Origin of the sequence: Vibrio sp. HB236076 (assembly GCF_040957575.1) — a bacterium.
Taxonomy (GTDB): Bacteria; Pseudomonadota; Gammaproteobacteria; order Enterobacterales; family Vibrionaceae; genus Vibrio.
The window spans coordinates 15,872-29,323 of the sequence record NZ_CP162602.1 but is presented as its reverse complement, the minus strand read 5'-3'; the positions used below and the strand labels follow the sequence as shown (position 1 = coordinate 29,323).

Annotated in this window: 11 protein-coding genes; 7 read left to right on the top strand and 4 right to left on the bottom strand. The window is 48.8% G+C overall.

The window, feature by feature from the left end; all coding sequences use genetic code 11:
- The first annotated feature begins 96 nt into the window (after positions 1 to 96).
- The 5 genes from AB0763_RS13420 (at position 97) to AB0763_RS13400 (ending at position 6,936) form a co-directional block, all read left to right on the top strand.
- Positions 97 to 690: a helix-turn-helix transcriptional regulator gene (locus AB0763_RS13420; RefSeq protein WP_306099699.1), complete on the top strand. Its 594-nt coding sequence runs from the start codon at positions 97 to 99 to the stop codon at positions 688 to 690.
- 118 nt (positions 691 to 808) lie between these two features.
- Positions 809 to 3,130, top strand: coding sequence for a DUF1989 domain-containing protein (locus AB0763_RS13415; RefSeq protein WP_306099698.1), 2,322 nt, complete (start codon positions 809 to 811; stop codon positions 3,128 to 3,130).
- 111 nt (positions 3,131 to 3,241) lie between these two features.
- A complete protein-coding gene (locus AB0763_RS13410; RefSeq protein ID WP_306099697.1) occupies positions 3,242 to 4,216 on the top strand; it encodes a glycine betaine ABC transporter substrate-binding protein in 975 nt (324 codons plus the stop codon).
- A gap of 142 nt (positions 4,217 to 4,358) precedes the next feature.
- Complete coding sequence (locus AB0763_RS13405) at positions 4,359 to 5,426, top strand: glycine betaine/L-proline ABC transporter ATP-binding protein (RefSeq protein WP_306099696.1); 1,068 nt, start codon at positions 4,359 to 4,361, stop codon at positions 5,424 to 5,426.
- A 4-nt stretch (positions 5,427 to 5,430) separates the two neighbouring features.
- Positions 5,431 to 6,936: a proline/glycine betaine ABC transporter permease gene (locus tag AB0763_RS13400; RefSeq protein WP_306099695.1), complete on the top strand. Its 1,506-nt coding sequence runs from the start codon at positions 5,431 to 5,433 to the stop codon at positions 6,934 to 6,936.
- A gap of 57 nt (positions 6,937 to 6,993) precedes the next feature.
- Here AB0763_RS13400 and AB0763_RS13395 read toward each other — a convergent pair whose 3' ends face one another.
- Both AB0763_RS13395 and AB0763_RS13390 read right to left on the bottom strand, forming a co-directional pair.
- Complete coding sequence (locus AB0763_RS13395) at positions 6,994 to 7,182, bottom strand: DUF1289 domain-containing protein (RefSeq protein ID WP_306099694.1); 189 nt, start codon at positions 7,180 to 7,182, stop codon at positions 6,994 to 6,996.
- 14 nt (positions 7,183 to 7,196) lie between these two features.
- Positions 7,197 to 7,640 (bottom strand): hypothetical protein, encoded by a 444-nt coding sequence (locus AB0763_RS13390; RefSeq protein WP_306099693.1) that lies wholly within the window; start codon positions 7,638 to 7,640, stop codon positions 7,197 to 7,199.
- 304 nt (positions 7,641 to 7,944) lie between these two features.
- Between AB0763_RS13390 and speA the strand changes: the two genes are divergently transcribed.
- Both speA and speB read left to right on the top strand, forming a co-directional pair.
- Positions 7,945 to 9,855, top strand: a complete 1,911-nt coding sequence (gene speA, locus AB0763_RS13385; RefSeq protein ID WP_306099692.1) for an arginine decarboxylase — start codon at positions 7,945 to 7,947, stop codon at positions 9,853 to 9,855.
- Entirely contained in the window at positions 9,856 to 10,773 is a 918-nt protein-coding gene (speB, locus tag AB0763_RS13380) for an agmatinase (protein WP_306099691.1), read from the top strand. It abuts the gene before it with no gap.
- Between the two features lie 108 nt (positions 10,774 to 10,881).
- Here speB and chrA read toward each other — a convergent pair whose 3' ends face one another.
- Positions 10,882 to 12,024, bottom strand: a complete 1,143-nt coding sequence (gene chrA, locus AB0763_RS13375; protein ID WP_306099916.1) for a chromate efflux transporter — start codon at positions 12,022 to 12,024, stop codon at positions 10,882 to 10,884.
- 104 nt (positions 12,025 to 12,128) lie between these two features.
- Positions 12,129 to 13,082 (bottom strand): glycosyl transferase family protein, encoded by a 954-nt coding sequence (locus AB0763_RS13370; RefSeq protein WP_306099690.1) that lies wholly within the window; start codon positions 13,080 to 13,082, stop codon positions 12,129 to 12,131.
- Positions 13,083 to 13,452: the final 370 nt, after the last annotated feature.

Here is a 13,452-nt window from a genome sequence, read left to right as displayed (position 1 = left end):
GGCCTTTGTGTCGACAGGCCCACTGTTAAATCGATTGCGATGGACAGCGGATGCCTTTAGGGTGGAGAAACGGAAAACCAAACAAGAAAAGTGATTATGACATTAACAACCATCGACAATGACGTCGAAAAAAACAACCGCCGACTCGGGGGACAAATTCGCGACTTGAGAAAGTCAAAAGGAGTGACACAGACACAATTGGCTCAAGCAACAGGCCGCTCGATAGGCTACATCAGTCAATTAGAGCGTGGGTTGTCATCGGTGTCGATACCGGTACTAAAAAAAATCAGTGATGAATTAGGCGTGAACATTTCTTGGTTTTTTCACACCGATGACGCCTTGAGCGACCAGGAAAATAATTTTGTGGTTCGCAAAGACAATCGCCGCCAACTGAGCTTTTCAGATGGCGAGATTAAAGAAGAGCTGCTGTCTAAAAAAATGAATGGCGCTTTTATTATGATTTTAACCACCTTAGCGCCAGGCGCTAAAACCGATGATCAATCTCGAGAAAGGGTGGGCGACGAAAGCGGATACATTCGCCAAGGTCAGGCAGAGTTTTACATCGAAGGAGAGCCTCTCACCTTGTTGGAAGGCGATACCTTTTCGGTCGGCAAGGACGATCAGTTTCAAATTGCCAATGTCACCGATGAGCCGCTCGAGATCATTTGGGTGTTGCCTTCTTCTTACTAAACAGAGCGAGAAGACTGTGACTAAGGTAAGTCGTTAAATAGAGTAAATTGCGCCGTATCTTCGTGCTAGGTAACAGGCTTTAACAAGACAATACGAATAAAAGGCTAAAAAGGCGACTATGATGGACTATATATACAAACCCCATGACAACATTGATGTTGGAGGGGATATTTATTACCCAGGGTTTGCGGCAAAATCGCAAGTCAACGCTTATGAAGTGCACTGCGGTCAGTCACAGCTTATCGAGGTGTTGAGTGGTGATTTACTCAACCTGACCAATTGTGATGGGGCCACGGAGGTCAAAGTACTTGCCTTCGACTCACAAGGCCAAGACGCGATTGCCATGACCTCGTTGGCTGCGCTCCCGCCTTGTGCGTGGCAGCCAAGCTCGGTGACGTTCGATACCCGTGAGCTCAGCGGGGTCGAGGTTGCCAATCTACCGGCACGCGCTATTTTTGATGCCAGTGGTGAGGCAGGCGAAGTTTATACCATCAAATCTGATCAAGCACTTACCTTATTGGTCGCCATAGAGCAAACCAACGAAGCGATTGCATCGGGCGGCGGCGGTTCAATTTTGATTGAACACCGTGTTTCAGAGCCGCAACGCAACCCCTTGCCCAAGCCATTAGCACCAGTGTCGCAAGATATCCATGTCAGTAAAGGTACAGCACAAGCTTATCGCGTCAAGGCCGGCGAGTTTATTCAAATTATCGATGTTGAAGGGCGTCAGTGTTCGGATTTTATGGCGGTAAAGCAATCGGCACTCGACGAAGGCTTAGAGCGACATATTGATTCGACTGTCACTCGTACTATGGTTGGCAATGCTTACCCATTACCGGGGTTGTGCGATAAGTTTTATGATCAAGACATGCAGCCCTTGTTGGCTGTAGTTCAAGATACTGTTGGCCGTCATGATACTTTTGCTCTCGCTTGTACGGCGCGCGGCTATGAAGACAAGGGGTTTCCCGGCCATGTCAATTGCTCCGATAATATTTCCAAGGCTTATCTGCCCTATGGTATCAAGCCGCGAGAGGCCTGGCCCGCCATTAACTTTTTCTTTAACTCTTCCATCGACAATCACACTCATCACCTTTCCTCACAAGAATCGTGGTCGCGACCTGGCGATTACGTCGTCATGCAAGCCTTGACAGACTTGGTGTGTGTCTCGACGGCGTGCCCTGATGACATCGACCCCATCAATGGCTGGTGTCCAACAGACATACACGTGCGCATTTACGACCAAAACAGTGATATTCCTAAAGCGATTGCCCATCGCCCCTTTACTGAGAGTAATTACAACATGACAACTGAAAGTGCTTTTCACCCGAGAACTCGCGAGCTAACCAACCATTATGCGGTGGCACGAGATTTGTGGTTACCGGTGTCTTATCAAGGTACTGGGGTGTTAGAAGAGTATTGGGCTTGCAGCCAGGCGGTCACCATTCAAGACATGTCATCACTGAGAAAGTACGACGTCATGGGGCCCGATGCCGAAGCTTTGTTGCAACTGGCGATGACGCGAAACATCAGTAAATTGGCGGTTCACCGAGGTATGTACACCTTGCTGTGCAGTGAGATTGGCACGGTGATCGACGATGGCACCTTATTTCGCCTCTCGGATCATTTGTTTCGCTGGTGCTGTGGCTCGGAAGAAAGTGCTCGGCAGTTAAAAGCGTTGGCAGAGCAGCATCAATTTAAAGTGTGGATCAAGCCTTTGTGGTCCTCGATGCCAAACTTGGCGATTCAAGGGCCCAAGAGCCGCGACTTGCTGAAAAAATTGGTCTTCACCCAGCCTAGTCACCCACACATCGACAACATTAAATGGTTTGGCTTTACCATCGCTCGCCTTTACGACCGCAATGGCCCGATGTTTATGCTCACCCGCAGTGGCTTTACCGGTGAACTCGGTTATGAAATTTTCTGTGATCAAGCCTCCGCTGTCGATATCTGGGATGCACTGATGAAAGAAGGTGAAGAATTTGGTATCACGCCGATGGGCGCACAAGCACTGAATATTAAACGCTTGGAAGCCGGACTCATGGTGGCGAACCAAGAGTTTACCGCTAATGTTGATGCCTTTGAGGCTGGGCTCGGTTTTGCCGTGGATCTGAAAAAAGATCACTTCATTGGTAAAGAGGCCCTGGTTCGCAGTTCTGAGTCACCGCGCAAAGCCCTCGTGGGATTGCGTTTACAAGGCAATGAGGTGCCTCATCACGGCGCGCCTATCTTTGTCGGCCGGGCGCAAGTTGGCACCATAACCAGTGCCGTACGCTCGCCTGAGCTAGATTGTGTGATTGCCATGGCGCACATCGCGATCGATTACAGCCACAATGATACCGATGTGGAGATAGGTTGCTTAGATGGCTATATGAAACGGCAATTAGCCAAAGTGTGCTCGGTGCCTTTTCTCGACCCGAAACGAGAAAGAGCCAGAGCATAACCCCGAAGTAGGGAGAATTCTCCCACCGTGCTCATCAGTGCCAACCCGTTGTGCATTGCGCTGATGAGCAACGCGATAAATTCAACATGGATGTTAATTTAGGAGAGTAAGATGAAAGGACGTTTATTAAAAGTTGCCCTGAGTGTTTCTGTCGCCTTGGGGGTGGCCGGCCAGGCCAATGCCAGTGATAAAGTGATGATCGGCGAGCTCACCTGGCCGGGGGCCAAAGCGGTTGGGTTTATGATCAAAGCCGTGATCGAAGATAAAATTGGTGGTGAGGCGGAAATGGTCACCAGTACCAACCCGATTATCTTCTCTGCCATGGACGGCGGGCGTGGGGATATCGATGTACACCCCGATGTTTGGCTGCCCAACCAACAAGCCTTAGTAGATAAGTACGTCAAACAAAATGGGACGGTAAAATTATCCAGTGGCGCCTACAAAGGGCAAACCGGTTTTTGTGAACCGCGTTATATGAAAGATAAGCACGGCATCAAATCGGTCTATGACTTAGCCAGCCCAACCGCTCAAAGCCTGTTTGATTCTGACGGTGATGGCAAAGGTGAAATTTGGGTCGGGGCGCCGGGCTGGTCATCGACCAATATCAACAAAGTGAAAGCGCGAGATTATGGCATCGAGCTGTTTAATACCGTATCCACCGAAGACGAAGCCATTTTCTACAATCGATTAGAGAGTTTGTACAAGGCGGAAAAAGGGGTGGCATTTTATTGTTACACACCGCACTACATTCAAGTGCTTTATGACATGGTGATGCTGGAAGAGCCCAAACACGATCCGGCTCAATACCGCATGCTGCAGCCCAACGAAGATAAAAACTGGTTCGAAAAGTCGTCCATCACCAGTGCCGACCCTGAGAAAAATGTCCGTGTTGCGTACTCCGCATCGTTAGAAAAACGCGCGCCTCAAGTGGCGACATTTTTATCGAATATCGACCTTAAAGCGCAATACATTTCCGAGTGGACCTATCAGTCGATCATTCAAGGCAAAGACCCTGAAGCCATTGCTCACGAATGGGTGAAAACCCACAGTGACGTAGTCGATAAGTGGCTGGGTATTGGTGAATAATCACCACAGAATAGAACACCGCTGTGGTGTTGTACGCCGGTATCAGTAGCCTGTGGCTAAGGGCTTAAAAAATACAGTCAAGCTACAACGGATGGAGTCAGCCCAGTGATGGGCTGACAGGTGAGTGTCAAGGAGTCGACGAGTGAGTAAATTAGAGAAAGAGCCGGCCATTATCGTCAATGATGTGTGGAAAATATTTGGCGAGCAAAGTGAGCAAGCGTATAAAGCAATCAAAAAGCATAAGTACACCAAAGCGGAGATCTTATCTGAGTATGAGTGTGTGGTTGGGGTGGCTGGGGCGAGTTTTGAAATTTACGAAGGAGAGATCTTTTGTATCATGGGCTTGTCTGGCTCAGGTAAGTCCACCCTGGTTCGCCATATCAATCGCCTATTAGAGCCTACGGCCGGCGAGATTATTGTCGGCGGTGAACAAGTGACTGAACTCAATCAAGATGAATTGCGCCACTTACGCAACCAACAAGTGGCGATGGTGTTCCAAAACTTTGGCTTAATGCCCCACAGAACCGTGGTCGACAATGTCGCCATGCCACTGGAGATCCGCGGCGCCTCCAAAAAACAGCGCTGGGAAGAAGCGATGCAGGCCTTAGCGCTGGTGAACCTCAATGGCTGGGAGCACAAATACGCCCATGAATTATCCGGCGGTATGCAGCAGCGTGTTGGTTTAGCACGAGCGCTGGCGACCAACCCATCGATTTTGCTGATGGATGAGCCTTTTTCCGCGTTGGATCCGTTAATTCGTCGGCAACTGCAAGACCAGTTTATGGATTTGTCGGCCAAGCTTAAGAAAACCACGATTTTTATTACTCACGATCTCGATGAGGCGATTCGGATTGGCAATCGCATCGCGATCATGAAAGACGGTCAAATTGTTCAAATAGGCACACCCGAAGAGATCGTCATCAATCCAGCGGATGAGTATGTGGCGAACTTTGTCGCCGGTATCTCTAAGCTCAATTTAGTTAAAGCGCATTCCATCATGCAGCCTCTCGCCGTTTATCAACACGATCATGGACCGGTCAGTCACACCGCGAAGCGAGTCGATGCCGAGGACGATCTCAACCAGCTTATCGACCGCTCAATTGAGTGTAATGATGTGTTGGTTGTAACTGAGAATGGCACCGACGTTGGTGTTATTCAAACCATTGATTTAATGCGTGCAATTCAAGGCAATCGCAAGGAAGAGGGATAAGCCTATGTCTGAGGTATCACACCAACAACAAACCGAACAGTTGATCCGCACTTTTGTACAGCGCAATGGTGATTATTATGTCAACGCTTTTGCTAAGCTCAGCCAGGCTAAAGGTTTTCGGTTATCGTTTAACGTTTTTGCGGGGCTGTTTGGCCCGGTTTGGTTTGCGGCGCGAGGCTTGTGGTCTTGGTTTCTCGGCTTACTGCTGATTGAAACTTGGGGCTTTGTGCAATTGGCGCGCGGCTTAGGCGGTGAGCTCGGCGCGGATCAAATTCAACGCGCTCAGTCGATTCAAACCATGATTGATGCGCGATTACAGCAAATTGAAGCGGCAAAAGCTTCGGGCAGTTCAGTCGAAGGGTTAGAGCGAGCAGTACAAAATCTGCATGCGGCAATGGATCAAGCCATGTCCGCGGCGCAATCGGCATCGACACAGGCGTTTGGCTTAGTTGTCTCTGGTTTAGTGGTGGTGTTATTGGCTAAGCTGGTGGCCGCGGTCGTCGCTAACTGGACCTTAGAAACCCAATTTTCCCGTTGGCGGTCAAATAATACTCTTGCCAGTGGTTTATCCGCTGAGCGTTTGGCCGCGGGCTTGGGACTTTTCACTATTGTGATCGCATTGACTGCGACCCGCTTTGCTCAGCCACAGTTATTGCCTTTTCTTTTAGAGTACCCGGCCAATAATGGGCTGAGTTTGTCGATTTCTAACGGCATCAAGGCGTGGTTTGATTGGGCGACGGCAGCCGGCGGCGACGTGTTTAACAACGTGACGTTAAGTGTACGTGCCTTACTAGACAGCCTTGAAGTGGTGTTTGTCGATACCCCTTGGCCAGTGGTGATGTTGGTGGTGGCGATTTTGAGTACCTTAACCGGCGGGCCGCGTGTGGCGGTGTTTGCCGTTGCCGCTATGACTTACTTAGGCGTGATGGGGTTTTGGGAAAAAGCCATGGCCACCATTTCTCTACTCGGTGCGGCGGCGATGATTTCGATTGTGTTTGGCATTCCACTGGGTATTTTATGTGCCCGTAAGCCTAAGGTCTTCATGGTGGTTCGGCCCATCCTTGATTTTATGCAATCGATGCCTTCTTTTGTGTATCTGATCCCTGTGATTGCATTTTTTGGCGCCGGTAAACCCAGTGCCATCTTAGCGACCTTGGTGTTTGGCTCGCCACCGGTGATCCGCTTGACGGTACTTGGCTTACAGCAAGTGCCTCACGCCGTGCGTGAAGCGGCCATTGCTTTTGGCGCTAGCCCGGCTTATTTGTTGTTTAAAGTGGATTTGCCTTTGGCCTCAAAGACCATCATGGCTGGGGTTAACCAGACCATTTTAATGTCGTTAGCCATGGTGGTGGTGGCCTCGTTAATCGGCGCGAAGGGCTTAGGAGAAGATGTGTTGGCAGCGCTTCAATACGCCTCACAGGGCGAAGGGATCTTAGCTGGTATCGCTATCTTGCTGTGCGCTTTGATCCTCGACCGAATAGTGGCGGGCAAGCAAGAGAAAACGGCCTAACGATGATAGGCTCGACAACACGCACTGCGTTTGGCAGCGCAGTGAGTGTTTTACTCATTATTCCGCTTCACTTTGTTTGATTTGTGCCAATCTCTTTGGCAGTTCATTGCGGATTTGATTGGCCGCATATGGCTTCATATTCTTCCACTTTTGGCACTCTTTTCGCGTGCGACCACACCCGGTACACCAGCCTTTCGGTCCCGAAAAATCACATAAGTCTATGCATGGGCTTTTTTGTTTTTTCATGGATTCTAAAGACCTTACTCACTGAGCTCTAGCAACAGCGCATCAATGGTGTGCTCTAAATGTCGCAGACGATTTAATTCCTCATAGAGACGCTGTTCTAGATTTTTAAAATTGAGCGGTAAGGTTTTTTGGCAAATACCGTAACTACTGCTTAGCGGTTTATAGCCTTTCCAGCCATTGATGGTGGCTTGCTCTTGTTCGAGTAAGCGACGAATAAACTCTGCTTGTTTGGGGCAGTCTTCCTCGGCGTGAACGCAGATGGGAAACGCTTTTTGTTTGATCTGCGGCCCCTCGATAAAGGTTTCAAAGTGGACGCCACCTTGATTTTGATTATGCCAGTTGTGCTTGTAGAGCTGAAAGTAGTCACCGCGATTGTAAATGTCCCAATCATCATCAAACCAACTGGCTTGACGTAGCATTTTTTCGAGGTTGCGAAAAACGCCTTTAATGTCTTTCATGACGGTTTACCTTATTACTGAGTCTGGTTTCTTGGGCTAAGTGAATGCGAATACACTCAAATGGTTATGTTATAACATAACTGACACTGGTGCAATTTAGGAAGAAGCGTGTCCGAGCTGACAAAAAAACGCTAATAAATAAGCAGGCTCACGACAAAAATCTATAATCTTAATGACAAATATTAATCAGTGGACTCGGTGGGCTTTTTACTGGATAAAGCACCCAGTCATTAGGGGGGATTGCCCCGGTGATAAGGCAAGCCAGTCTTGTTTCTTTTTTCTTAATCATAAGTGATAAAAAACTGTGGAAAAACAAACAACTATTGAACAAGTTCGCGACGACTATAACATCAACTATTGGAGCCAAGGCTTCTTTGGTATTGATGATAAAGGGGACGTCTTTGCCAATCCGCGTCAGGATCAAAAAGCCCAAGTCTCCCTCGGTCATATCGTGGAGCAACTCGAAAGCAAAGGCCTGAATTTACCCGTTCTAGTGCGTTTTCCGCAGATTTTACACCAAAGGGTACACAACATTTGCGATGCGTTTAACCAAGCCATTACCGAGTGCCAATACCCCAGTCCGTATTTGTTGGTGTATCCAATTAAAGTGAACCAACAAAAAGAAGTGGTTGATGAAATACTGGCCAGTCAAGCTGAACTCGAAAACAAACAGCTGGGCTTAGAAGCGGGCAGTAAACCAGAGCTGTTGGCGGTTTTGGCGATGGCACAACATGCCAGTTCAGTGATTGTTTGCAATGGTTACAAAGACCGAGAGTACATCCGATTGGCCCTAATTGGTGAAAAACTCGGCCATAAGGTCTTTATCGTACTTGAGAAAATGTCTGAACTGGACATCGTACTGCGCGAATCAAAGGCATTGGGCGTGACGCCGCGCTTAGGTATCCGTATTCGTTTAGCCTCTCAAGGCGCAGGCAAATGGCAATCGAGCGGCGGTGAAAAATCAAAATTTGGTTTGTCGGCCAATCAAGTTCTGACCGTGATGGAACGCTTGCGCCGTGAAGGGCAGTTAGCTTCACTGCAATTGGTGCACTTCCACCTAGGCTCGCAAATGGCCAATATTCGCGATGTCAAAAATGGCGTGAGTGAAGCGGCGCGTTTTTATTGTGAATTGCGTGAACTCGGTGCCGACATTGGCTTTTTTGATGTCGGTGGCGGACTGGCGGTTGATTACGATGGCTCGCGCAGTCAATCATCGAATTCGATGAATTACGGTTTGGCGGAATACGCACGCAATATTGTCAGTGCCGTCAGTGATATGTGCCATTTGTACCATCAACCGACGCCGACGATTATTTCGGAGTCGGGCCGGTCGTTAACCGCCCATCACGCGGTATTGATCACCAATGTGATCGGCGCAGAAACCTATCAGCCTGAAGAGGTCAACGCGCCGCAAGCCGATGACCCATTATTGCTGCAAAACATCTGGCGCAGCTGGGAACATTTACTGCAGGGAAATGATGTTCGTGCATTGGTGGAAATTTTTAACGACACACAAAGCGATATTGCCGAGGTACACAGTCAATTCGCCACCGGTGTGATCAATTTGCAACACCGCGCTTGGGCAGAGCAAGTGGCGCTGAGAATTTACCATGAATTGGCGCAAAAACTCAGCAGCAAAAATCGCGTGCATCGCCCCATTTTGGAAGAGTTGCATGAACGCTTAGCGGATAAATTTTTCGTTAACTTCTCACTGTTTCAATCGATTCCTGATGCTTGGGGTATTGATCAAGTTTTTCCGGTCGTACCACTTTCTGGGCTTGATACCCTCAGTGATCGCCGTGCGGTGATGTTGGACATTACCTGCGACTCCGATGGGGTTGTCGAACATTATGTCGAAGGCCATGGCATCGAATCGTCACTGAGTGTGCCAGCATGGAACAAAGACAAACCGTATCACCTTGGTTTCTTCCTCGTGGGCGCGTATCAAGAGATCTTAGGGGATATGCACAATTTGTTTGGCGATACACACAGTGTCGTGGTCAATGTGACTGAGCAAGGCGATGCGCAAATCGACTTTATTAATGAAGGCGATACCGTGGAAGACATGATGAAATATGTTCATCTCGATGTTGACCTGATTCGTCAGAACTATCAATCACTGGTTAAGCAGCGCGTCGCAGAAGATGAGCAAGCGATGGTGCTCAATGAACTTGAAATTGGGTTGAGTGGTTACACTTACCTAGAGGATTTTTAAATGCATGACGTTTTTAGCAAAGAAGATTTTTCTTTGTATTCCAATGCAATGACATTTATGCGCGCGCCTTACCTGCGCGACCCACGTCAAAGCGAAGCCGATGTGGCCATTTTAGGCGTGCCGTTTGACATGGCAACGTCTGGTCGTCCGGGTTCTCGTTTGGGGCCCGATGCCATTCGTCGTGCTTCGGTGAACTTGTCGTGGGAAGGGCGTCGTTTCCCTTGGTCATTCAAACTTAGCGACCGCTTGTCTTTGGTCGATGCCGGTGACTTAGTGTTTGATTGCGGCGATGCGAAAGACTTGTCTGCTCGCTTACAGTTTGCTGCCGAGCAGATCATTGCGAGTGGTAAAGCCTTATTGGCCTTTGGCGGCGATCATTTTGTGTCACTGCCATTATTGCGCGCCCATCATGCTCACTATGGCAAGATGGCACTCGTTCACTTTGATGCCCATACTGATACGTATTCGTACGGCAGCGAATACGATCACGGCACCATGTTCTATCGCGCGCCGAAGGAGGGGTTAATCGATCTCGAGCATTCCGTGCAAATCGGTATTCGTACCGAATACGAGGCGGATAATCATGGTTTTGAGGTGATCAACGGCATGGAAGCGAACGATTGGTCTGTCGATGAGATTGTACGTCGTATCAAACAGCGAGTCGGGGACTTACCTGTTTATTTGACCTTTGATATTGATTGCCTTGATCCTGCTTATGCACCTGGTACGGGGACCCCGGTCTGTGGTGGACTAAGTACCGATAAAATTTTAAAAGTGATTCGCGCCTTGCAGGGGATTAATTTGGTCGGAATGGATGTCGTTGAAGTGGCGCCAGGTTACGACCAAAGTGAGGTGACCGCACTCGCCGCCGCGACCATTGCACTTGATCTGTTGCATCTTTACAGCACCAAAGCCTAAACGCCTGTCGCTCTTTTATCGTTAAGAGTTGTTTCTATTTAAGATACGTTTGTGCTTAAAACACGCTTTTACTCAAGTAGAAGCGTGTTTTTTTTGCTTATCAAAAGCTTAAAGTACCAAGATACCGAGGCCAGCAAAGAGGCCGATTAAGGCAATGATGGGGAGTTTTAACGTTTTCAAGGCGATAAATCCTGCCACCACCAAGGCCATGTCACTGGCGTTGACCACCGCACTACTCATCACGGGTTGATAGAGCGCGGCGGCCAATAAGCCGACCACACTGGCATTCACACCTTTGAGCGCACCGGCAATGCGCGGCTGATTGGCGAGGACTTGCCAATGCTTAATCACGCCCAGCAAAAGGAGAAAACCCGGAGCAAAGATTGCGATGGTGGCAACGATTGCGCCAACAATAGGCTGCGGGTATAAAAAGTAGCCCAAAAAGGTAGCGAAAGTAAACATCGGGCCAGGAACAGCTTGAGCCGCTGCGTAGCCTGCTAAAAATTGATCAGAAGTCAATTGTTCACCGACTAAGGTTTGCAATAACGGCAAGACCACATGACCGCCACCAAACACCAAGGTGCCGGCTTGATAAAAGTCGTTAAACAGGCTTGCAAGCGAGAACACCTCACCAAGCCATGGCATCGATAGCAATACAATGAAGAACAGCGCAATCGGCCAAAGGTTAGGGCGAAAAACGCTTGATGAAGAAGGGGCTGCCGAGCGAGCTAACCAGGTTGAGCCAACCAGTCCGGCAAGCAAAATTAACACCAATTGTAACCACAGGCTCGGTGCGATGAGCAAACACACCGCGGTGATCCCGGCCAGCAGTTGGGTCACTTTATGCTGACAGAAGTTTTTGTACATTCCCCATGTCGCATCGGCGACCACCACAACGGCCAACAGTTTGAGGCCGTGAACAAAACCTTGATAGGCTGAGTGTTCGGTGAGTTGGTTGCCAACAAGTGCAAGAGCCATCATGGCGAAAATAGACGGTAGCGTAAATCCCAAAAATGCGCTAATCGCTCCGGGTAAACCACCTTGTTTGTAGCCCAAGGCAAACCCAACTTGGCTGGAACCGGGGCCGGGTAAAAATTGGCTTAACGCGACGAGTTGAGCAAACTCTTCTTCACTAAGCCATTGTCTTTGAATCACAAACTGGTTGCGAAAATAACCAATATGAGCAGCCGGACCCCCAAAGCTGTAGCAGCCCAAACCAAAAAACACTTTAAAAATCGACCATGAATTCATCACAATTAGTCACTGTTACACGCGGTAAAACCACTATTGTAAAGGCTTTTTGTGAATCACTTAAGACAGGTACCGCCTTAATGGGTTAACAAATGTAAATTGGGTTAACCATCGACATACTCGCGCCATAACGTTTGTGCTTTATTCAGCGCTTGTTCGCGATCGCCAAGTTGAGTAAAGAGCACAGATACTAAGGTAGACACCACCGTTTTGGCCATGGTGTCTTTGTCCTCGTCTGGCGTGCCCAATGGGCATGTGTCGATTCTCGGTAGCACTAAGTCATCAAAGGCAGGCCAGTAGAGCTCGCTCACCCCTTGCTCTTGACTGAGCCACACCGTTTGGCTGACTTTGGGGTTGTACTCCGATTCACCAGATTGCCCTTTAAACGACAGCATAGTGTGACTTAATGTACCGACACTGTGCTCAATTCTGGCGTGTAATTCCTGGTAACCCGGGTGAAAACTGCCGCGGATCCCAAAGCGAGCTTGGCCTGGATTGAGTGCACGCACCACGGTATTGATAGGGGTTCTAAGACCGTAGCGATGGCGCCAATCCATCATGGCTAGCGCTTGCGGAGCAAAGTTTTCCAGCGGCAAATACGCTATATTTTTGTCGTCGAGGAGGGTTTGCGCGTGCAACGCGTCTTTGGCTCGTTCGATACCGATCTGCTCAAGATAATCGGACGCGTGCTCACGGGGGTTAACCGAGTCTTTGTAACCGTGCAGTAACACGCGCTGGCCTTGCTTGGCCAAAATCTTGGCTGCAATCAGATGCCAGGGTTTGCCAAGGCTTAAGCGTTTACCCGCATAACAAGGCCAATCGATATCGGCGTTGATCTTGGCAATACGCGGTTGAAAGGCACGGACAAAACCGGCAATCTCGTCATGGGTTTCGTTTTGTACTCGGATCAGCATTAACAGCATCGCCATTTGATCGGCATCGCAATGGCCATCTAAATACTCACTCATAATGGTGTACGCTTGTTCAAAGGAAAGGGGCTTTCTGCCACGCTCACCGCGTCCTACCGTACGAATACACTCTAAAATGCTGCTTTCCATTTTTACTCCCCATGGCGTTGTCGCTAATACTCTAATATAACAGCCTTTTATAAAAAATCGGCGATAAATTTCGCGGCCGCGTTACTAAAAAACACAACGGGACACCCATAAAATAATCGAGGACACTCATGAATTGTCTGCAAATTGGGTTCGCCATTTAGCCAGCGAAGAGTGTGTTGATTTCATGGGTGTCCTGAAGTTTCCTCCTGAAGCTTCCATGACTTCCCAAAACGGGACACCCATAAAATAATTGAGGACACCCATGAATTGTCTGTAAATTGGATTCGCCATTTAGCCAGCGAGGAGCGTGTTGATGACATGAGTGTCCTGAAGTTTTTGTAGTTTTTCTTGCGTGTCCTGAAGTTTTTGC